The organism is Flavobacterium sp. 25HG05S-40 (assembly GCF_052654735.1).
Genome location: NZ_CP199750.1, coordinates 3307992 through 3328506, shown reverse-complemented (window position 1 = coordinate 3328506; position 20515 = coordinate 3307992). Strand labels below are relative to the sequence as shown.

The following is a 20515-nucleotide window of genomic DNA, read 5'->3' as shown; positions in this document are numbered from 1 at the left end:
GTTTAACATTTGTAGAAGCAAAAAATTATTAGAATAATCTTCCAAATAGGGCCTTAATAAATAAGCTTTTCGGACATTTCAACATCACTTGTAAATCTTCTGAAAACGACGTTTCTTCGTCTAAAAATTTAAAAATCAAAGTGGGATTTCCTTTTTTGAACAAGGATGAAAATACGCTTGAACCTAGATCATTTCTTTTGTACAACACATCTAAAAATAATAAGTCGTAAAACCAAAATTTATCTTTTTTGTGGAATTTTCTAAAGTCACTTTTTGATGATAAAAATCCAACCAATTGCTTCGATTTTTTAATCGTGTTTTTAAATGTATAACCTGTACTTGCTTTCGTCCAGCCACCTACAGAGCCAATATTGATGATGTTTTTCGAATTGTGCTTCCAAAACGGATACGATGTCATAGGAATGTTGCCTTGCTCTTTTTCTACGATTTCATACTCGGCAATGCCGAGCTTTTGAATATAGTTTTTGATTTCAGTTTCGTATTCTTTTTTCGGAAGTAAATCGGCAGAAAAAAGTGTATATTCCAGCAAAGCTTCTGTTGGAGAAGTCGGCAACACATACATGAAGCGTGTATTACCTCTTTGTTCTACTGAAAAATCCATGAAAGTTACTTGGTTTTCATTAAAAACGGCCTCTTTACTTTTGATGAACCAACCTATAAAATGCTGTTGCAATAAGGGATATTTTGACTGATTTTTGACCAATTCGGGTGTGTAAATTGAGTTTAAAATTTGATTGCAGGTAAAACTTTGTGATTCGGTTTTTACGACACAATGTTTCCCCATTTCTTGAAAATCGATTACTTTTTGATGTAGAAAATGAATGTTATTTTGCTTTGAAATCAAATCAAAAACTAAACTGTAAAAATCCAATCCGCGCACCATTTTGTAATGATAAGGATGCAGTTCTAAATCACGGTGAAACTGCGCATCGGCAAATAAAGCTGAGTTCCATTTTTTAGTAGTAATTTTTGAAAAAGCATCGTTTTCATCCCAAAAGCACCAAGTCCTATCATTGGTCTTCTTCGGGTTCTCGTCAATAAGCAAAATAGAGTGATTTTGGAATTTCCCCGAAATCATCATTTCATAAACGGTCATTAAAGCGGATAATCCAGAACCTGTAAAAATATAATGGTAGTGTTGCATTTCACAAAACTACTTTATTTTAATCAATATGAAATCGTAGACCCAGGAAAATTCGAGTGCCTTGATTTGGACCATAAGCATAGGTTGGGTCAAAAGTTAAACCATACGGATTTTCGGCAGTTGGAACCGCATTTCCATTCATGTCAAATTGCACATTTTGATCAAACGGATCATTGGCTCGAGCAATTAAAAACGGATTTCCCTTGTTTGGTGTCCAATTTAAAATGTTTTTGACACCACCATAGAGTTCAAAATTACGGAATTTTTTATAAGTAAATTGGATATTCTGCAAACTCCACGGCTTTGAATATTCATCTCTGGGATCAAGAGGTCCAAGAAGGGGCAATCGCATGGAACCGTATAAGTTTCCGGTGTAATCAACTGACAGAAACCAATCGGGAATGTCATACGTTACCGCCCAATTCATACTGAATTTTTCCGTTAAAACGGGTCTTGTGACGATGCCTTCTCTTTCATTTTTGGAATCCATAAAGGTTACACCGAGTAAGACTTTGATTCCGTACGGAGTTACTAAATCAATATTGCCACTTACTCCGAGTGTTTCGGAATAGCCCTTGAGATTTTGATAAATAATCTGATTCGGATTGCTGTCATAATCGGGAATAATTTGATTGGTAAAATAGGTATACCACGAAGACAATTCAAAACTCAAAAAAGTAGCGTCCTCCAATCGGATTTTCTTTAAGTAATTCAAATTGATGTTATACGACTTTTCAGGCTTAAGGTTTTCAGTAATAATAACCTCTCTAGAACCGCTTAAAGCGGCATGCTCTTCGGTAAACAGATTGACAATTCTAAATCCGGTACCGGCATTAATTCTGAAAACATCGTTTTTAGTCGGATTCCATTTATAAGCTATTCTAGGCGTAAAAATGCTACCGTGATTGTTGTTGTAATCGTAACGCGAACCCAATAGCAACGTTTGTTTTTCAGTTAATTTGATTTCATCCTGAACAAAAAGGCTGTAGATAGTTGCTTTTTCTGAAGTAAGGGTTGCGGTAGTATTGTCGTTATAATATTGATATCGGGTTGCGGCACCCAATAACAGATTGTGCCTGTTTAGCTTTTTGTCCCAAAGATATTGTCCGAAGATTATTTTTTGCTGTGCCAAATACAGCATAGTTCCGTAAACCGAATTTTGGTCATGCGATGTGGCCGAGAAAGATAAAAACATGTCTTGCTTTATCGGCAATTGGTACTTACTTAACAATTCAAATCGCGTGGTATAAATACTTTCACCATACACTTGGTTTCCGCCTCGATAAAGCTTATTCCACTGCATTTCGCCACCCCAGCGGTCTTCATAAAAAAATCTTCCGGCAACGGTAAATTCCTTTTTATCTTTTCGGATAAAATCCCATTTGTTAAAAATAGAAACTCGATCCTGTAAGGTGACATCGGTAAAATTATCATGGTTGTTGTCGATGGCGTTGCTGTAATTGAAATAATTCAGGCCCAAAATCGACGTTGCTTTTTTACCTACAGAAGCTTTAAAACCCAAATCGATGTTGGTCTCGAGCCAAGAAGTCGAAAATAAATCAGCAGTAAATAATGGGGCGTTTTTAGTTTTTTTGGTAATGATATTAATCAGACCTCCAACGGCTTCACTGCCATACAAACTCGAAGCTGGACCTTTAATAATCTCGATTCGGTCGATAAGAGAATTGGGAATTCCCGACAAGCCATAAACGGTCGACAAAGCGCTTACGATTGGCATTCCGTCAATTGTAACCATCGTATATGGCCCTTCTAATCCATTGATATGAATGTCTCCAGTGTTGCAAATATTACAATTCAGTTGAGGTCTTACACCGTTTACATTTTGTAGGGCTTCAAACACATTTGCGGTGGGGTTTTTTTTCAAAAAGGCACTACTGTAGACTTCAACAGGAACCGGAGTTTCCAATCGAGTAACAGGTTTGAGTGTTCCAGAGATTACTATTTCATCTAAAGTATTTTCCGGTTTCGGGCTGGAAAGGCTGTCTTTCTGTTGCGCGTTAGCACAAAGGACAAGCAAGAACGCTAGTAAACCAAAAATATTTTTCATTAGGCAAAATTATAATTTAGACAAAACTAAAAAATAGTTTTTATAAAACAAAAAATGTTCTATATATTTGTTTTTTAAATGGATAAATCAATGAGTAAATCTTTAGAAGAAGTAAATCAGTCGATTGCTACCGAAAATAAAAAGACTGGTTTTAGAAAAATCTTGGCATTTCTTGGTCCGGCTTATTTAATCAGTGTGGGTTATATGGATCCCGGAAACTGGGCTACAGATATTGCCGGCGGAAGTCAATTTGGTTACGCCTTACTTTGGGTTTTATTGATGAGTAACATTATGGCGTTGCTTTTACAGAGTTTGAGTGCGCGATTGGGAATTGTAACCCAGCGTGATTTGGCTCAAGCATCGCGTGAAACCTATTCTCCTTTTATCAATTATATTCTGTATTTTCTGGCGGAAGTGGCTATTGCTGCCTGCGATTTGGCCGAAGTTCTCGGAATGGCTATCGGTCTGAATTTGCTCTTTGATATTTCGTTGATACAAGGGGTAATGATCACTGTTCTGGATACTTTTCTATTGCTGTTTTTGATTAACAAAGGAATGCGAAAAATGGAAGCGTTTATTATTGCATTAGTTGCTATCATCGGATTTTCGTTTGTTTTTGAGATGCTATTTGCCCAACCCGATGTAACACAAGTTTTGTCCGGATTGGTTCCGTCAATGCCAAGTGATGCCGCGCTTTATATTGCAATTGGAATCATTGGAGCTACCGTAATGCCACACAATTTGTACCTGCATTCTTCTTTAGTGCAAACGCGAAAATTTGACCGAAGCAAAACCGGAATCAAACAGGCATTGAAATACAATTTTATTGATTCTACAATAGCCTTAAATCTGGCCTTTTTTGTAAATGCTGCGATTTTAATTCTAGCGGCAGCGACTTTCCATAAAAATGGATTGTTTGAAGTAGCCGAAATTCAGGATGCACACCAACTTTTGGCACCAATGTTAGGAAACAAATGGGCTCCGATTTTGTTTGCGGTTGCGTTGATTGCCGCAGGACAAAGTTCCACTATTACCGGAACGTTAGCCGGACAAATTGTGATGGAAGGGTATTTGAATTTGAGAATTCAACCATGGGTAAGACGTATCATTACACGATTAATAGCTATTGTCCCTGCGGTTGTAATCATTATGATTTATGGCGAAAGTGTCACTGGAAAAATGCTAATTTTTAGTCAGGTTATTTTGAGTTTGCAATTGGGTTTTGCCATTATTCCGCTCATCCATTTTGTTAGTGATAAAAGTAAAATGAAAGGATTTCATATCAGCAGAGCAACACAAATAGCCTCTTGGATTATTGCCACTATTATCGTTTCGTTGAATGCCAAATTGGTTCTAAATCAAATTCAGGAATGGCTTCAGACTTCAGACAATCCCATCGTGTTGTGGTTTACGGTGGTTCCGTTGGCACTTGGGTTTTTAGTTCTGTTGCTTTATATTGTTTTCAAACCGCTTTTTACTACTACAAAACAAACGATAGAAAATCATTCGCCTCATAATGTGATTGTGAAATTGAATACTCAGAAAAGTTATGCTAAAAAAAGTATTGCGGTTTCGGTAGATTTTTCTGCTGCGGATGAAAAAGCCTTAAATCATGCGTTTGACATTGGTGAGAAAGATTCGAAATATACTTTAATTCACGTGGTGGAAACCGTAGGAGCATTATTTTATGGCAATACCATCAGTGACCACGAAACGACAATGGATGAAAAATTATTATTGGATTATAAAAGACTTTTAGAAGAAAAAGGATTTCATATCGAGGTCAAATTAGGTTTTGGAAAACCCGGTAAAGTGATTCCGGCAATCATTAATGAAGGCGATTATGATTTGTTGATCATGGGAACTCACGGTCACACCGCTTTCAAGGATTTGGTTTTTGGAACAACGGTAGATAATGTCCGTCATAAAATAAATATACCTTTGTTTATCGTAAAAAATTAGCTTATGACGCTTTCAGAAGAAAATTATTTAAAGACCATTTATCATCTTACTTCGCTATCAGAGGTTGAGGTTAGCACAAATGCTATTGCGGAAAAAATGGAAACTAAAGCGTCTTCGGTGACCGATATGCTGAAGAAACTCGCTGAAAAGGAACTAATCGTTTACAAAAAATATCAAGGTGTTTTATTGACAGATAAAGGAAGTCATTTGGCCAAAATGATAGTAAGAAAGCATCGTTTATGGGAAGTTTTTTTAGTCGATACTTTACAGTTTCCTTGGGATGAGGTTCATGATATCGCCGAACAGTTGGAACATATAAAGTCTGAAAAACTAATCAATAAATTGGATGATTTTTTAGGAAATCCAACCGAAGATCCTCATGGAGACCCTATTCCGGATGCCACAGGAAAAATCGTCAAAATAGACAAATTGCTGCTGTCTGAATTAAAGGAAAATCAAACCGGAATTTGTGTCGGAGTAAAAGATTCTTCTGCGGAATTTTTAAAATATCTGGATAAAAACAGCATTGCTTTGGGTGTTAGTATCAAAGTGAATTCGATTGAGGATTTTGACTTGTCGCTAAACGTCAGGGTAAATGGTAGCGATTTGCTAATTTCAAATAAGATAGCGGGAAATATTTTTATGAAAATGGTTTAGTGACAACCGCAATCGTCATCGCCACAGTTTTTCTTTGACTTCTTTTTCCAAAAAAACTTTCGGATTAAAAAACCCAAAGCGATGGCAACAGCCAAATAAACCAATAGTTCCTGAATAGCCATTTATTTTAAAAATTGATACGCAATCAGCGCGGTTAGATAGGCAAAGCCACTCATGAAAACCAACTGAATCAAAGGCCATTTCCATGAATTGGTTTCCTTTTTGGTGATGGCAACAGTACTAGCGCACTGCATTGCAAAAGCATAAAAAAGCAACAGCGAAACACCGGTTGCGAAGTTGAAAATTTTACTTCCGTCCGGGCGCACATCGGCACGCATTTTATTTTTTATAGTACTGTCGTCGTCATTATCTCCCACACTATAAATAGTTGCCAGAGTTCCAACAAAAACTTCTCTTGCGGCAAACGAAGTCACCACAGCAATCCCAATTTTCCAGTCGTAACCCAAGGGCGTAATAACAGGTTCAATCGATTTTCCGAGGATTCCGATATAAGAGTTTTCTAATTTGTACGTATCGAGATGATTCTGAAGGGTTGTTTTATCCGAAGTGTTTTTATACTGCTCGTTAATAATTTTATCGGCATTACCAAAAGTCGATTCCGGACCGTGAGACCCTAAAAACCAAAGGATAATCGAGATGGCTAAAATGATTTTTCCGGCACCAAAAACGAAAGATTTTGTTTTTTCAATAACATTAATAGCTACATTTTTGAATAAAGGTAACTTGTAATTAGGCATTTCTACTACGAAATACGATTTGGTTTTAAGCTTTAGAATAGTATTCAACAGAGAAGCCGAAAAGATAGCCATTCCAAATCCTAAAAGATATAATAGCATCAGCGTTGCGCCTTGTAGACTAAAAATGCCTAAAATTCTTTTTTCTGGAATTATCAAGGAAATTAAGATGGCGTAAACCGGTAAGCGCGCTGAGCACGTAATAAAAGGAGTTACTAGAATGGTAATGAGTCGTTCTTTCCAGTTTTCGATATTTCGGGCACTCATGATGGCAGGAATAGCACAGGCAGTACCCGAAATTAAAGGCACCACGCTTTTTCCGGAAAGTCCGTAACGACGCATGATTTTATCCATTAAGAATACTACACGGCTCATATAACCACTTTCTTCGAGCACCGAAATGAAGAGGAACAGAAATACAATTTGGGGAATGAAAATGACAATACCGCCAATTCCGGGTATGATGCCGTCACTAATCAAATTGGTAAATTCTCCTGCCGGAAGTTGGTTTTTAGTATAAGCCGCCAAATCGGCAAAAGTGGCGTCAATAAAATCCATAGGAACGCTCGACCAATCAAAAATAGACTGAAAAATCAGAAGCAAAATTCCAAAGAAAATTAAATAACCAAATATTTTATGGGTTAGGATTTTATCCAATTTCGAACGCAAATCAGTGGCTTTTTCTTTATCTATGGTTTGCCCAATTTTTAAGGTATCGTTGATGAACTGATAGCGTTTGATCGTCTCTTTTTGCTGTAAGCGTTTTAGCTCTGAATGGGATTTGGTAAATTCATTTTGAATTTCAACGCGCTCTAAATTCAGGAAATTCACATCCTGAGTAATCACCAACCACAATTTATAAAGCAACTGATCCGGAAAAGTTTGGCGAAGTTTTTCAAAATAATCAACATCAATACTCGAAGCATTCAAACAGGGTTCCGTTGACAACGATTTATAATCAGCAATCTGGATTTTTAAATCCTCAATCCCAATTCCTTTTCGTGTGCTGACCAAAACGACTTTGGTTTTTAGCTTTTCCTCAAGATGTGTAATATTGAGCGAAATTCCTTTGGCCTTCATTCGGTCGGTCATGTTGATGACCAAAAGGGTTGGAATTTCTAAATCCTTTATTTGGGTAAAAAGCAACAGGTTTCGTTTCAGATTTTCTACATCGGTCACTACAACAGCAACATCAGGATAGAGTTTGTCGTTTTTATTGAGCAGTAATTCGATGACCACATTTTCATCAATAGAACTGGCATTCAAACTGTACGTTCCGGGTAAATCCAGAATATTGGCCTTGATATTATTGGTCAATTTACAGAAGCCTATTTTCTTTTCAACTGTAATTCCAGGATAATTCCCAACCTGCTGGTTCAAACCGGTCAACTGATTGAATACCGAAGTTTTCCCGGTATTGGGGTTTCCTATAAGCGCTACAGTAATATTTTGAATGCTCATTTTTGACTATTTCACGTGGAGTTCAACTTCAATTTCCCGAGCAGTTTCTTTTCGGATGGCTAAATGAGAACCATTATTTACGTTGAGATAAATGGGGTCGCCAAATGGTGCAATCTGTATCACTTCTAAATCGTTATCGGGCAAACACCCCATTTCTAAAAGCTTTAGCGGGATTTTGTCCAAATCAACATAGGTTATAGTTGCCTTGTCTCCAATTCGTAATAAATCAACGGTGGTTTTCAATTCTTATTTAGATTGAATTTAGATTACAAAAGTAGCTATAAAAATAGAAAATTGAATGATAAATATCAGTTTACTACTTTTTATCGTTATCCGATAGCCATTGAATGTCTTCAATCAGACGTTGGACCTCTTCTTTTTTGGTGCCGTCATAAAAACCACGAACTCTTTTTTCAGCATCAACCAGAACAAAATTTTCAGTGTGAACCATATCATATAATTCACTTGGCTTACCAAGTTTAACGGCTAAGTACGATTTTCGTGCCATGCTGTAAATGTCTTTTTTATCACCGGTAACCAAATTCCATTTGGAGTCAACCACACCTTTTTCTAGGGCATATTTTTTTAAAACTGGAACACTGTCAATTTCCGGAGTAACCGTATGGGATAAAATCATGACTTTAGGGTTGTTGATAAAGGCTTTTTGAACATCAACCATATTTGTTGTCATAATGGGACAAATGGAACCACAGGTTGTAAAGAAAAAATCGGCTACATAAATTTTACCTTCATATTCTTTCTGGGTAATTGTTTTTCCGTTTTGATTGACAAAAGAGAAGTCGCCAATTGTGTGCTCTCGGGCAATATATTGAACGGTAGAATCGACTAATTCAGGGTTAACATCAGCAGGATTATAAATTGGTAATTTCTTGGCTGGCTTCAAAACATTGTAAAACAATGATATGGTTATAATCGAAAAAACTAGAAAAGTGCCAATGAAAATTCGGTATTTTTTGATCAGATGTAGCATTTTAATTTTGTTACAATTTGTTTTAAACAAGTGATGCAAAAATACAAAAGGAAGTTATTGTTTGTAACATTAGCCATGCAATAAAGACATATATTTTTGTTAAAAAAGAGTTTCTTTCATCAGAAACAATAAATTTGTATCAACTAACAAAAAAGTAACAAATTATGAAGGTTATTACGTTCTCAAAAACATTGTTGACAGCATTTGTGCTCATAAACGCTTTTCAAATCAATGCACAGGAAAAAAGTCCAGGTATTAAAGTTTGGCTAATGGACAAATCGGTTAGTCCAAAAGATAATTTTTTTCAGTTTGTTAATGGTACATGGTTAAAAAACACCGAAATTCCTGCAGACAAAACCCGTTGGGGAAGCTTTGACGAATTACGTCAAAACACAGATAAAGACGCTTTGAAAATTTTAAATGAAGCGACCAAAAATCCTAAATATGCTCCAAATACGGACCAAGGAAAAGCCATCAGTATGTACAAATCAGTTATGGATACTGTTGCCAGAAACAAGCAGGGAATAACTCCAATTAAACCTTATTTAGCCAAAATTGATGCCGTAAAAACGATTAAAGATTTGCAAAAACTAATGATGGAGGAGGAAGCCAAAGGCGGTGGCGTTGGTTTCTTTGGATTCGGAATTGGTGCCGATGATAAAAATAGTAATCGAAATGCCGTGACGCTTGGAGTTGGAGGTTTAGGATTACCAGACAAAGATTATTACATCTCCGAAGACAAAGACTCTAAAGAGAAAAGACAAAAATATCAAGAACACGTTGAACGTATGCTTGGCTTTTTAGGAATGAGTGCAAATCAGTCAAAAAGTGATGCTGAAAAAGTGTTAGCCCTTGAAACCGCTATGTCACGTCCTAGATTAGACAGAGTAGAAAGAAGGGATCCCAAAAAGCAATACAATCCAATTGCTATTAAAGATTTGCAAAAAACGGCCCCAATTATTGATTGGAACAATTACATAAAAGGTATCGGAATCACAAAAATTGACACCGTGATTGTTTCTCAACCAAGATATCTTGCTGCTTTACAAACTATTTTTTCTGAAAACAAAGTAGACGAATGGAAAGCCTACATGCGTTGGAATTTACTAAGAGGCGCAGCCGGACAATTATCAACTGATATTGAAACAGCGAACTGGGAGTTTTATGGAAAGACTTTAACAGGTGCTTTAAAACAAAGACCACGTCACGAAAAAGCACTTCAGGTGGTTAACGGAACGGTTGGAGAAGCTTTAGGAAAATTGTATGTTGAAAAAATGTTCCCGGCGGAAGCAAAAGACAAAGCCTTTCGTATGATTAGAAACGTGATGCGTGCTTATGAAATGAGAATTACCAAATTAGAATGGATGTCCGAGGAAACAAAACAAAAAGCTATTGAAAAATTAAACAGCCTAACGATCAAAATTGGATATCCTGATAAATGGAAAGACTATTCGGCATTGGACGTTAAGAGTCCGGAGTCCGGAGGAAGTTATTTTGATAACATCAAAAATGTAGGGAAATGGGATTGGAAAAAAGATTTAGACAAACTTGGAAAACCGGTTGATAAAACCGAATGGGGAATGTCACCACAAACGGTAAATGCTTACTACAATCCGTCTTATAACGAAATTGTTTTCCCAGCAGCTATTTTACAACCGCCGTTCTACAATTACCAAGCTGACGAAGCGGTAAACTATGGCGGCATCGGAGCAGTTATCGGTCACGAAATCTCTCACGGATTTGATGATCAGGGAGCTACATTTGATGCTCAAGGAAATTTAAAAGATTGGTGGACTGCGGATGATTTGAAAAAATTCACCGACTTAGGAAATGCATTAGCCGATCAATATTCTGCTTTAGAGCCTTTGCCCGGGATTCATGTAGATGGTAAATTTACCTTAGGTGAAAACATAGGAGATTTAGGCGGAATCAACGCTGCATATGACGGTTTGCAATTGTATTTGAGAGAAAATAAAAACCCAGGACTAATTGACGGATACACTCCGGAACAACGCTTGTTCATCTCATGGGCAACTATCTGGAGAAGTAAAATGCGTGATGAAGCATTGAAAAATCAGGTAAAAACCGACCCGCATTCACCCGGAATGTACAGAGCTTATGTGCCATTGTTAAATTTAGACACATTCTATAGCGCTTTTGATATTAAACCGGGAGACGGAATGTATGTTGCACCGGACAAGAGAGTTAGAATCTGGTAATCGAATTCATGCCAATAAAAAACCTCAAGTTATTCTTGAGGTTTTTTTATGCTCTTTACTAAAGCAATGACACTAATTAATGCCCAAGTTCCCTCAAGTACGACAAAGGGCCAGAACCGAATCAGATAAGAGGAATAGCAAGCAATTGCTCCACCAACAATATTTAGGCTATAAAAAAAGAGACCGTCTTTTGGAATCAGAGAAAAGATATTCAAAAAGTAGGCTAGCAGAATTAAACCAACACCAATGGTTCCGATGATATCTGTCGTATTCATAAGTTCGTGTTTAGGAAAGTATACTTTAAAACGGTTTGGACTTTATCACTTACAATGGTTTTTCCAATGGATGGTTTTTCTTCAGTAAATTGAGGTAATGCTAGTTGTAATTCGATGGCTTTTTGGGTATAATACGCTTTTCGGGTTGGGTGAAATGGCGCAACACCATGGAATGTTTCTCCAAAACAATTGGCATCAATAATTTTTTCGATGATACCAATACAATCTAACAGATGAATTAAATTGATAGGTGCTTCCGGATTTTCGATGGATGATCTTCCGGCTAAAAAGTGAATCGGATGCCGATTTTCTCCAATCAATCCACCAAAGCGAACAACAGTAGTTCTGAAATGGGAATGCTTTTGCAAAAGATACTCCGTTTCCAACAATTGCCGACCACTTTCCGAATCAGGCTGTGGTTTTGTCGATTCGGAAACAACCGCATTATCATCAGCATACACTGAAGTCGAACTAATAAAAATGACCTTTTGAACCGAAGATGCTTCTATAAACGGAATTAGATTTTGAATTTTCTGAACAAAGTTTTCTTTTGAATTGCCACGCAGTTTTGGGGGAATATCAATAATTAAAATTTCAGAATGTTTCAGAAAAGAATCCATATCGCCAAAGATTTCTTCTTCAGATAACGCAATTTGAAAAGCCTGAATTCCGGCATCTTTCAAAATCGAAATTTTCTCTTGTGTGGTTGTTGAGCCTTTAATCGAAAAGCCTTTTTTCAATAAGGACTTTGCCAATGGCAGACCAAGCCAACCACAGCCTAAAATGCTTATTTGTATTGTTTTATTAGCCACGAATTCATGATTATTTTTAGGGTTTAGTATTTAATGAATTCTTATCGTAAACTATCTACAGCGACATTGGTGCTGTCTCTTGGTATTGAATAGCGTCTCCATGTTGGTGCAACTTCTGTTACTTTTGGCGTTGGCTTTATTTTCTGCCTGATAATCACCGCATCCGTTAAAACAAAAGGCATCGGCATCATTCCTGATTTTCGTGGGATTACTTTCACCAATGGATTGGAAAATAAGTCAAACGAACTCTCCAACAATTCCAAATCTAGTTTTTTATTTTTACTGATTGAGAATTCCATTTCTAAAGGAAGATTATCAACGATATAATACGTCACTAATTTACCCGTGGTTTTGGAAGAAATATTGCTTTCGAAATCTACGGATTCCACTCCGTTTGCCCTGAAATTATTGATTTGGACAGCATTGGTTACAAAAATATCATAGCGATTCACAGGTCGGTTTGAAGTGATTCGGATTTTGTATACATGTTGATTGCCTTTGATGGTGTCGCGTAAAAATTCAATAGTTGGTTTTGGAATATTTTTTAGCGGTGCATCGGCCATAAAAGCATACTGAGAACCATATTTGCTATATAATTTAACCGAATTTAAAGCCGAGCCTTCTTTAGGTTTTTCACCTAAATAGGTCTTGGTCCATTCGTCAAGATTCGTGTCGTAGGTTGCCCAATGGGCTTTTTTAGTGTCGGAATTTAAGAGGTAAACCAAACTGTTGGGTTTTGCTTTTGTAGTTGTATAACCCGAAGCCTGATGCGCTTTGACAAAGAATCCGATTCCGATGAGAAGGAATACCATTGCCCAGATTCCTTTTTTTGCAAAGGAGCCAAAAAGAGGTAGTAATAAGGTAAAGCTTACTACCGTAAGGATAGCACTTCCTATCAAAATATTGAGCCCTAAACCCACAGGAAACATCTGAATAAACGGCACCAAAATAATCAAAGTCGGAAGCGCTAAAAGACAATTTAAGATCCAACCCGACTTTTGCGTCAGTACATAAAAACCAAGCATCAAAGTACTTGCTATGACCGGAAGCATTAAAAATCCGGCACCTTGGAGTTTTATGGCAATCCCAACATTGATAAGCAACCAAATGAATAGCGGCGCGGTCATCTGGCTCATTTCGGGATTTCGTTTGCCGTTGTTTTGATAGAATAAAAAACAAATCGCCAATGTAAAACTTACAAAAGCATAAATGTAATCATGGCCGTTATAGGTGAATCCTTGAAGAATATCATTGTACTGCGGATAAAAACTCTTCAACATTTTCCAGCCAACATAAGTTACCAAACCCGCTGTTAGCAATGCTCCAAAAAGCGGAATAAATCCTTTTATCATCTCATCCAAACGCAGTGCCCGTTTGCCTAAACCTACAAACACAAAAATGAAAAACAAGCCAAAGCCAATAATCAGCATCGGAAGAATCCAAGCAAATGGATAACTTACAAAACCAAAAGGCACATTGAAATAGACATCATCGTTCGTCGAATTTAAATCGGTCAAATCGGCGTTAGCAAAATAACTTAGCAACGGATACAGATAGCTTCCCTGATGCGCTAACGTTTTTGGGTCTAAATTTTCATAAGAATCCTGAGCCGTATGATAATTATAATGACTGTCGATAAAAGCAAAATTAAATCCCTGAATTTTTCCTTGTTCTCTAAAAACGGTTAAATCGGTGTCATTCGGAAGCATTTTATAAATACTGTACATCAACGAATTCGACACAGGATATGTTGCATTTCCAGCTTTGAAGGCATCCACCATTTTCGAGTTTCCGTCATTGGTTTCCATCAACATATAACTTGGTCCAGAACTTCCTCGCGCTTCGAAATTCAGTGCCAAGCCTACTTCTTTAGCCCATTGATGTTTTGTTACAAAAAGAGCTGCACCATTCAATCCCAATTCTTCCGCATCGGTAAAAAGGATAATGATGTCATTTTTAGGAATCGTTTTATTGTGTAAAAACGCCCTTATACTCTCCATTATAGTTGCTACACCAGAGGCGTCATCGCTCGCGCCTTTGGAGTAGGAATGTGGTGCCGAATCATAGTGGGAAAGCAGCAATAAAGCTTTAGAATTTTTTGCACCTTTTATTTTGGCTAAAATGTTTTTTGATTTGACCAAGGTTCCTTTCTCAGTCATGGTAAAACCTTCTTGAATTGAGGTTTCCAAACCTAAGTTTTGTAGTTCTTTCTGAATATAAGTCGCAACAACTTCGTGATTTTTTGAGCCTACAAAGTGCGGTTGCTTTGCAATTTCTTTTATGGTTTCTAAGGCTCTTTTGGTTGAAAATTCTGAAAGCGGCGCTTCGGTTTCGTCATAGTGTTGAGGCATCATAAAATAGAAAACGCCAAAAATCAACAACACGAGCACTAGTAGGGAATAAATGGGAGTGTAGTTTTTTTTCATTGGAGTAGGGCTTAAATGTCTTTTTTAACTAACATATAAAAATCATTATCCAAGAGCATATAGCCTTGATCATAAATAAAATAATAGGTATTTCCGGTTTTGGTATGCAATACATTGGTCATAAAATCAAAGTCGAAACCTTTACTGAGCATTTTAGATTTCGTGGTTTTGGATTTTCCATCTACATTCAACTCCGACAAAATACGGTAATTTTTGCGTAACTTGTTGTTGATGTTACGCATATAATTAGTGCTGTCTTTGTTGATTTTATTATTGTAGGCATTGCGGCAGCCATCGCTACAGAACTTTTTATCTTCACGACCCACAATTTTTTCACCACATTCTAAACAGGTTTTATCCATGGCCATATATTTTTTAGGAGCGAATGGTTCGGGTATTTTAGGATTCCGTGTTCCCGCTGTCCGCTTTACTCCGCCTGCTTGCAGGCAGGTACCACTCCCATCGGGGCTAAATAGGATTGGTCAGGTTTGTTTTTATAATAATTGATTTACTTCATAAACCATCAACTCCACTTTTTTTAAAATAATACTTAAATCGTTAGAGGTAGCTTGTTCTTTAAACCAAATGTAAGAATAAATTTCCGTTTACAAACGTTTACAAGCAATTACAACCGAAAGTAAACGTATAACTACCGACTACTTTTTGCTGACTGCCGCAACTTTGCACTGTTGATTTGACACAAGTATCTCAAACAACAAAACTATTTTTAACAATAACATTTTAATTTTAAACGCCATGAATGCAATGAGAAACAAAGTACAATTAATCGGACACGTAGGACAAGAACCAGAAATCAAAACCTTTGACGGAGGCAAAAAAGTAGCCAACATTACTATCGCTACTAATGACAGTTACACCAACGACAAGGGTGAAAAAGTTGAACAAACCGAATGGCATCGTGTCACAGCTTGGGGGAAATTAGCCGACATCATCGAAAAGTATGTTGAAAAAGGCAAGGAAATAGCTATCGAAGGAAAATTAACGCACAGAAGTTATGACGACAAAGACGGAAATAAAAGATATATCACTGAAGTGGTTGCCAATGATGTGCTGCTGATTGGAAAATAATTTCTATTCCTAAAGCAATGAATATCAAAGTCTTTAATATCCGTTTGGCAAAAGAATTTTGTCAGTATGATCAGGATAGAATGAATGAATTCTTAGATTCGGTAGAAGTCAAATTAACGTCTACTAATTTTGTCACAAGTGGCACGACTGATTATTGGTCTGCAGCAATTTTCTATATTGCGAAATCCGACAAGAAGCATAAAGAGGGAACTAAATTTCCAGAAGAAGATTTGCTACCTTTCGAGCAAAATGTTTTCAATGCTTTGCGTGATTGGAGAAAGGGTTTGGCTCAAAAAGTAAATAAACCGTTGTATAGTATTTGTCATAATTCACATTTAATTCAGATTGCCAAAACGAATCCTCAAACACTGGAAGAATTAGAGGAGGCATCAGGTTTTGGAAAATCCAGAACTGAAAAATATGGTGATGCTATTTTAACAATCTTGAATGCGCTTTGATAATCAATTTCTGAAATCTTAAAAGCGGTGAAGTTTAAGCTTTGCCGCTTTTTTATTTATATTGTAAAAATTTAACGTAAAAACAACAAAGTTGTCAACACGAAAACGTTTTCGATGATGATCTTAAAATAACTGATTAACATTTGTTCAACAATTTGGTTACTTTTAAAAGGTCAATAAAAACGAAACCATGAACAAATTAAAATTAAAGATGATTTTAATTACAGCTATATGTGCTGTTACTACTGGTTTTGCTCAAGTGGGCATTAATACTACAAATCCTTTGAGCACCTTGGACATCAACGGAAATCTTTCTGTAAAAGCAATTACGTTAAACGGAAGTGCGGCAATAACACCAATTGCGGATGGTGTTTATATTTCCTTAAACCCATTAGATACAGATCAGGAGTTTCAATTACCGAGTCCGGTAACGTATCCAGGGAGGATTTATTATTTGAGAAACATAAATGATACCTATACGGCTAAATTGACTACAAGTGCCGGTAATTTTTTCTTCCGACCTTTAACAAGTGGTGGAGTACCCACTATTTTTATGTATAACAACCATTACAGAACCTTTATGGTAATCAGTGATGGTTCTAACTGGACGGTTTTTGATTAGGCGTTCATCAATTCTTCAAAAGCGCTTATAAATAAACCAACATCGAATCCGTCAACTAACCCGTGGTGCACGTGAACGGACATTTGCATAGTTTTTTTACCATTTTCCTCCATCATTTTGCCAAACGATATTTTGGGACAACTATCAGGGAAAGTGAAACTTCGTGCGTGAGAATAGGAAGTAAAGTTTACCCATGGTACTGCTGAAAAATGAATTAGATTTTCAGAAAAATCTCGTGTTATGAGTCCAGTTGTGTTTTGAATTCGAGCGATTTCTTTTTGAGTAATTTTAGCAAATTTATCTATATCTTCAGAATATTCCATCAATGAAAAGCCAAACGTTTTATCCTCGCGAAGGATGGTAGCCGAGGCATCAATTTGGTCAAAAATAAAAACGTCATCATCAATAATTCGGTAACGAAAAGCCTTTGTATTATTTACAGCGACCAAAGTTTTGTGTAGATAGTAGGCAAAAAAAGACATTCCCATTTCCTTAGCTTTGGAATATGCTATGGTGCAGTCTATTGGAACCGTAACACCGAAAAAGGGTTCCTCCATTTGCTTAAAAAACAAAAAGTGTTCCTTGCGGTTCCATGTGTTGAGGTCTAACAACTGCTTCATTTTAGTGCAATAAAATATCCAAAACTTCTGAAATATTTTCCAAAGTTCTAAAGTTAGGATGCTCTACAGTATGGTTTATTTTTTCATGTTCCCAAGTAGTGTGAAACGGAATATGAACCGCATAACCGCCAACTCCCAAAACAGGTAAGACATCAGATTTTAAAGAATTTCCGATCATGAAAAACTCATTAGGTTCTATCTCTAATCGGTTTAACAGTTTCTGATAATTAAGTTCTTGTTTGTCAGCCATGACTTCAATGTGGTGAAAATAATGTCCCAAACCAGAGCGATGCAATTTGCTTTGTTGGTCTTTCAAATCACCTTTGGTCGCTACGATGAGTTTGTATTTTCCTTTTAGGGCTTGTAAAGTTTCTTCAACACCGTCGAGAATTTCAATCGGTTTATCCAGCAATTCTTTTCCATATTCAATTATTTTCTCAACAATTTCTATAGAAATGGTGTTGTTTGAAATTTTCATTGCGGCTTCTATCATGGATAGAATATAGCCTTTGATGCCGTAGCCATACAAATTCAAATTGGCAATTTCAGTTTTAAATAATTCTTGAGACAGACTGTGATGCGACAGGTAATTACTCATCAAGGCACAAAATTTCTGTTCCGTTTCCTGAAAATAGGGTTCGTTTACAAATAAGGTATCATCAGCATCAAAAGCGATTACTTTTAGATTCATAGTAGTGGTTTTAGTAAAAAAAACTCCATCACTAAGAAGGAGTTTTATATTTTTTAAGCAAGTCAAACATAGGGCAGCGTTTGCATCGTTTGCTTTCCTTTTTCTTATATTTTTCACAGCAGTCCGACTTACAGTTTTCGGCCATTTTGTGAAGTTTAAGAAGTACTTTTTCTTGCTTCTTTTTGGATTTATGTTTTTCTTTATTACTCAAAGCGAGTGCATTCGGATTAATTAGTACTTATGCCAACAGAGCTTGTCACGGCAATTTGTTGGATGTCTCTGTCAAATAAATACAATCCGCCTTTATCATCTCCAATCAGGTTGATTTTATCTAAAATGGTTTTTGCCTGAGCTTCTTCTTCAATCTGTTCGGCAACATACCATTGTAAAAAGTTATGTGTCGCATAATCTTTTTCGTCAAAAGTCACGTGAACCAGTTCGTTGATTGAATTCGAAACAAACAATTCGTGGTTGTATAATTCCACAAACATTTCTTTCATGGTTCCAAAAGTAGTTTTGGGAGCTTTTAAATCGGTTACAACGGCATGACCACCACGTTCGTTGACATACTTAACCAGTTTCAGCATGTGCATGCGTTCTTCATCCGATTGTTTGTACATAAATTGCGCAACACCTTCCAAACCTTGGATTTCTGCCCAACAAGCCATGGATAAATATACTTGTGAAGATTCGGCTTCAATGCGGATTTGCTTATTCAAAGCAGTTTCAATATTTTTTGATAACATAATTTTCTAATTTTTCATAAAGTTAAAAAATAAACCGTTTATTTTTAAAACTCTTTTCGGTTTTAATCCTTAAACTTAAAAAATAAATAGTTCCCCACTTCTTTGTCAAAGCCACCATAATATAAATTCGAGTTTAATTTGAAAAGAACAGGAGCCGTAAGATTTTCTTTTGTTTCCGAAAATGCCCTTACTTTATCAAAAGCAGTTTTCTGGACCTCACCATTAACGTGGTTAAAATCTTTGTCAAAAAGACAGTTAATGTATACTACTTTTCTTTGTTTGTATGAATTTAGATTGTTTAAGGAGTAGTTTGAAGTTAAGGCAACACCGATTATTACGCCTGAAAATCCTCCAATCATTCCTCCTCCAAACATCATCCCGTTGTTTTGCTGTATATTCGAAACACCGCCTATAATCATATAAATTTTCCCGTCGTTTTCATACAGTGAGATAGCAGGGTTGTTACCGTTTATTTTCCTAAGCAATTGGCTCGATTTGTCTAATATACGGAGGCTTTTTGCGCTTCCGTTTTCTTGGTGTATGTCAGAGTTTTTAAAACTGATTTCCTGATCATTGACAAGAAATTCTTTGATTTGCTTATCTTCCCTATCTTTTATTGTAATCTTCATAAAATCATAATTGTTTTTCATCAAGATTATTTTATCATCTAATAAGAATGAATTGGAGTCATAAGAAAAAACATCACCTCCTTGAAAAGTGGGTTGTGCAAACATTTTGATGTTAAGCGAAAAATCGGTTAAATTAACAGTAAAAGTTTGCGTGAACCGACAGTTGTCATCTAGTGTAAAGATCAGCGAATTGCCTTTAACATATACTTTATGTTTGTTTGCGCTTAGGGCTAATGATGGCGGAGTTTCATTAGCAATTGTTTGGAAAGAATACGGCTTCTCAAAATTTGTTGAACTTGAAACCAAATCCCAAAGTGTGGTAGTTTTATCATCTCTTCCAAGGAAACTTTGTGAAGTCAGGTCGATGCTTTTCTTTTCTATAAGACCATCTTTCAAAACGTAAAAGTTTAGAATATCGGTATTTTTTATAATACTGACTATGTAAAAAACATTGTTAACTGTAATCTTTTTAATGATTTTTTCTTTTTCAAGAATTATGGGTATTGAGGTTTCGGTTACTTGATTAGCATCAAAATCATAACATTGGGCCAAAACATTCCCCGATCCCGACCAATAAGCATAGTACTTATTACCCGTTAGACTGTAGCCAACAATATCGTCATATTCTTTGGATGAAGGCTTCTTGGTTTTAAGAGAATCAATCACATTGAAGTTTTCATCAAAACGGACAGAAAGTGCATTTATCTTAGCACTAAAAAAGAGAGCAACTTGTTTTTTATCTTCTTGTACAACCTGAAATACTTGAGCATTTTTGCTAATTCCCAGATTGACACTTTTGACCATTTCCTGAGAAAAGGAGCTAAAGCAAATTAAACAGATGAGTAAGTAAATTGGATTTTTCATATATA

The 20515-nt window shown here is 36.3% G+C and carries 20 protein-coding genes; 6 read left to right on the top strand and 14 right to left on the bottom strand.

The features are described from left to right. Positions 1–28: 28 nt before the first annotated feature. On the bottom strand, positions 29–1165 hold the full coding sequence (locus ACULEU_RS14540) for a lycopene cyclase family protein (RefSeq protein ID WP_445453291.1): 1137 nt from the start codon (positions 1163–1165) through the stop codon (positions 29–31). Between the two features lie 19 nt (positions 1166–1184). After that, on the bottom strand, positions 1185–3233 hold the full coding sequence (locus ACULEU_RS14535) for a TonB-dependent receptor plug domain-containing protein (RefSeq protein ID WP_445453290.1): 2049 nt from the start codon (positions 3231–3233) through the stop codon (positions 1185–1187). Positions 3234–3323: 90 nt separating this feature from the next. On the opposite strand from ACULEU_RS14535, the gene ACULEU_RS14530 reads away from it, so the two are divergent. Together ACULEU_RS14530 and ACULEU_RS14525 are read left to right on the top strand one after the other, a co-directional pair. Continuing rightward, positions 3324–5195 carry an Nramp family divalent metal transporter gene (locus ACULEU_RS14530; RefSeq protein ID WP_445453289.1) on the top strand — a complete coding sequence of 624 codons (1872 nt, stop codon included), beginning with the start codon at positions 3324–3326 and terminating at the stop codon, positions 5193–5195. A gap of 3 nt (positions 5196–5198) precedes the next feature. Continuing rightward, positions 5199–5852, top strand: coding sequence for a metal-dependent transcriptional regulator (locus ACULEU_RS14525; protein ID WP_445453288.1), 654 nt, complete (start codon positions 5199–5201; stop codon positions 5850–5852). Here the strand turns inward: ACULEU_RS14525 and ACULEU_RS14520 are convergent. From ACULEU_RS14520 to ACULEU_RS14505, 4 genes are all read right to left on the bottom strand, one after another. Beyond that, entirely contained in the window at positions 5849–5974 is a 126-nt protein-coding gene (locus tag ACULEU_RS14520; RefSeq protein WP_445453287.1) for a FeoB-associated Cys-rich membrane protein, read from the bottom strand. The genes ACULEU_RS14525 and ACULEU_RS14520 overlap by 4 nt on opposite strands. Then, the gene (gene feoB, locus ACULEU_RS14515) at positions 5975–8068 is read right to left on the bottom strand and encodes a ferrous iron transport protein B (RefSeq protein WP_445453286.1); all 2094 of its coding nucleotides are present in this window, start codon (positions 8066–8068) and stop codon (positions 5975–5977) included. A 6-nt stretch (positions 8069–8074) separates the two neighbouring features. Next, a complete protein-coding gene (locus ACULEU_RS14510; protein WP_445453285.1) occupies positions 8075–8311 on the bottom strand; it encodes a FeoA family protein in 237 nt (78 codons plus the stop codon). 73 nt (positions 8312–8384) lie between these two features. Then, entirely contained in the window at positions 8385–9059 is a 675-nt protein-coding gene (locus ACULEU_RS14505) for an SCO family protein (RefSeq protein WP_445453284.1), read from the bottom strand. Positions 9060–9223: 164 nt separating this feature from the next. Between ACULEU_RS14505 and ACULEU_RS14500 the strand changes: the two genes are divergently transcribed. After that, entirely contained in the window at positions 9224–11278 is a 2055-nt protein-coding gene (locus ACULEU_RS14500) for a M13 family metallopeptidase (protein ID WP_445453283.1), read from the top strand. Between the two features lie 29 nt (positions 11279–11307). On the opposite strand, the gene ACULEU_RS14495 is transcribed toward ACULEU_RS14500, so the two are convergent. From ACULEU_RS14495 to ACULEU_RS14480, 4 genes are read right to left on the bottom strand one after another with little or no spacing between them, the layout of a single operon-like run. After that, entirely contained in the window at positions 11308–11553 is a 246-nt protein-coding gene (locus tag ACULEU_RS14495; protein ID WP_445453282.1) for a CBU_0592 family membrane protein, read from the bottom strand. After that, the gene (locus ACULEU_RS14490; protein ID WP_445453281.1) at positions 11550–12365 is read right to left on the bottom strand and encodes an SDR family oxidoreductase; all 816 of its coding nucleotides are present in this window, start codon (positions 12363–12365) and stop codon (positions 11550–11552) included. Before ACULEU_RS14490 ends, ACULEU_RS14495 begins: the two co-directional genes overlap by 4 nt. A gap of 41 nt (positions 12366–12406) precedes the next feature. Beyond that, positions 12407–14791 (bottom strand): M28 family peptidase, encoded by a 2385-nt coding sequence (locus ACULEU_RS14485; RefSeq protein WP_445453280.1) that lies wholly within the window; start codon positions 14789–14791, stop codon positions 12407–12409. An 11-nt stretch (positions 14792–14802) separates the two neighbouring features. Next, positions 14803–15153, bottom strand: coding sequence for a hypothetical protein (locus tag ACULEU_RS14480; RefSeq protein ID WP_445453279.1), 351 nt, complete (start codon positions 15151–15153; stop codon positions 14803–14805). Between the two features lie 394 nt (positions 15154–15547). Between ACULEU_RS14480 and ACULEU_RS14475 the strand changes: the two genes are divergently transcribed. The 3 genes from ACULEU_RS14475 to ACULEU_RS14465 all read left to right on the top strand — a co-directional run bounded on the left by ACULEU_RS14475 (position 15548) and on the right by ACULEU_RS14465 (position 16960). Further along, positions 15548–15880 carry a single-stranded DNA-binding protein gene (locus tag ACULEU_RS14475; RefSeq protein WP_445453278.1) on the top strand — a complete coding sequence of 111 codons (333 nt, stop codon included), beginning with the start codon at positions 15548–15550 and terminating at the stop codon, positions 15878–15880. A 17-nt stretch (positions 15881–15897) separates the two neighbouring features. Then, on the top strand, positions 15898–16338 hold the full coding sequence (locus ACULEU_RS14470) for an HRDC domain-containing protein (RefSeq protein ID WP_445453277.1): 441 nt from the start codon (positions 15898–15900) through the stop codon (positions 16336–16338). Positions 16339–16528: 190 nt separating this feature from the next. Beyond that, positions 16529–16960: a hypothetical protein gene (locus tag ACULEU_RS14465; RefSeq protein WP_445453276.1), complete on the top strand. Its 432-nt coding sequence runs from the start codon at positions 16529–16531 to the stop codon at positions 16958–16960. Here ACULEU_RS14465 and ACULEU_RS14460 read toward each other — a convergent pair. The 4 genes from ACULEU_RS14460 to ACULEU_RS14445 all read right to left on the bottom strand — a co-directional run bounded on the left by ACULEU_RS14460 (position 16957) and on the right by ACULEU_RS14445 (position 20510). After that, positions 16957–17580: a CatA-like O-acetyltransferase gene (locus ACULEU_RS14460; protein WP_445453275.1), complete on the bottom strand. Its 624-nt coding sequence runs from the start codon at positions 17578–17580 to the stop codon at positions 16957–16959. The genes ACULEU_RS14465 and ACULEU_RS14460 overlap by 4 nt on opposite strands. A gap of 1 nt (position 17581) precedes the next feature. After that, positions 17582–18271, bottom strand: coding sequence for an HAD family hydrolase (locus ACULEU_RS14455; RefSeq protein WP_445453274.1), 690 nt, complete (start codon positions 18269–18271; stop codon positions 17582–17584). 227 nt (positions 18272–18498) lie between these two features. After that, complete coding sequence (locus tag ACULEU_RS14450; protein ID WP_445453273.1) at positions 18499–19017, bottom strand: ferritin; 519 nt, start codon at positions 19015–19017, stop codon at positions 18499–18501. Between the two features lie 62 nt (positions 19018–19079). Continuing rightward, positions 19080–20510, bottom strand: a complete 1431-nt coding sequence (locus ACULEU_RS14445) for a hypothetical protein (protein ID WP_445453272.1) — start codon at positions 20508–20510, stop codon at positions 19080–19082. Positions 20511–20515: the final 5 nt, after the last annotated feature.

What these genes read in the sequence shown, in the direction of transcription:
- ACULEU_RS14540 (WP_445453291.1), bottom strand. Translation starts at nt 1,165, where the DNA reads ATGCAACACTACCATTATATTTTTACAGGTTCTGGATTATCCGCTTTA.
- ACULEU_RS14535 (WP_445453290.1), bottom strand. Translation starts at nt 3,233, where the DNA reads ATGAAAAATATTTTTGGTTTACTAGCGTTCTTGCTTGTCCTTTGTGCT.
- ACULEU_RS14530 (WP_445453289.1), top strand. Translation starts at nt 3,324, where the DNA reads ATGAGTAAATCTTTAGAAGAAGTAAATCAGTCGATTGCTACCGAAAAT.
- ACULEU_RS14525 (WP_445453288.1), top strand. Translation starts at nt 5,199, where the DNA reads ATGACGCTTTCAGAAGAAAATTATTTAAAGACCATTTATCATCTTACT.
- ACULEU_RS14520 (WP_445453287.1), bottom strand. Translation starts at nt 5,974, where the DNA reads ATGGCTATTCAGGAACTATTGGTTTATTTGGCTGTTGCCATCGCTTTG.
- feoB (WP_445453286.1), bottom strand. Translation starts at nt 8,068, where the DNA reads ATGAGCATTCAAAATATTACTGTAGCGCTTATAGGAAACCCCAATACC.
- ACULEU_RS14505 (WP_445453284.1), bottom strand. Translation starts at nt 9,059, where the DNA reads ATGCTACATCTGATCAAAAAATACCGAATTTTCATTGGCACTTTTCTA.
- ACULEU_RS14500 (WP_445453283.1), top strand. Translation starts at nt 9,224, where the DNA reads ATGAAGGTTATTACGTTCTCAAAAACATTGTTGACAGCATTTGTGCTC.
- ACULEU_RS14495 (WP_445453282.1), bottom strand. Translation starts at nt 11,553, where the DNA reads ATGAATACGACAGATATCATCGGAACCATTGGTGTTGGTTTAATTCTG.
- ACULEU_RS14485 (WP_445453280.1), bottom strand. Translation starts at nt 14,791, where the DNA reads ATGAAAAAAAACTACACTCCCATTTATTCCCTACTAGTGCTCGTGTTG.
- ACULEU_RS14480 (WP_445453279.1), bottom strand. Translation starts at nt 15,153, where the DNA reads ATGGATAAAACCTGTTTAGAATGTGGTGAAAAAATTGTGGGTCGTGAA.
- ACULEU_RS14475 (WP_445453278.1), top strand. Translation starts at nt 15,548, where the DNA reads ATGAATGCAATGAGAAACAAAGTACAATTAATCGGACACGTAGGACAA.
- ACULEU_RS14470 (WP_445453277.1), top strand. Translation starts at nt 15,898, where the DNA reads ATGAATATCAAAGTCTTTAATATCCGTTTGGCAAAAGAATTTTGTCAG.
- ACULEU_RS14465 (WP_445453276.1), top strand. Translation starts at nt 16,529, where the DNA reads ATGAACAAATTAAAATTAAAGATGATTTTAATTACAGCTATATGTGCT.
- ACULEU_RS14460 (WP_445453275.1), bottom strand. Translation starts at nt 17,580, where the DNA reads ATGAAGCAGTTGTTAGACCTCAACACATGGAACCGCAAGGAACACTTT.
- ACULEU_RS14455 (WP_445453274.1), bottom strand. Translation starts at nt 18,271, where the DNA reads ATGAATCTAAAAGTAATCGCTTTTGATGCTGATGATACCTTATTTGTA.
- ACULEU_RS14450 (WP_445453273.1), bottom strand. Translation starts at nt 19,017, where the DNA reads ATGTTATCAAAAAATATTGAAACTGCTTTGAATAAGCAAATCCGCATT.
- ACULEU_RS14445 (WP_445453272.1), bottom strand. Translation starts at nt 20,510, where the DNA reads ATGAAAAATCCAATTTACTTACTCATCTGTTTAATTTGCTTTAGCTCC.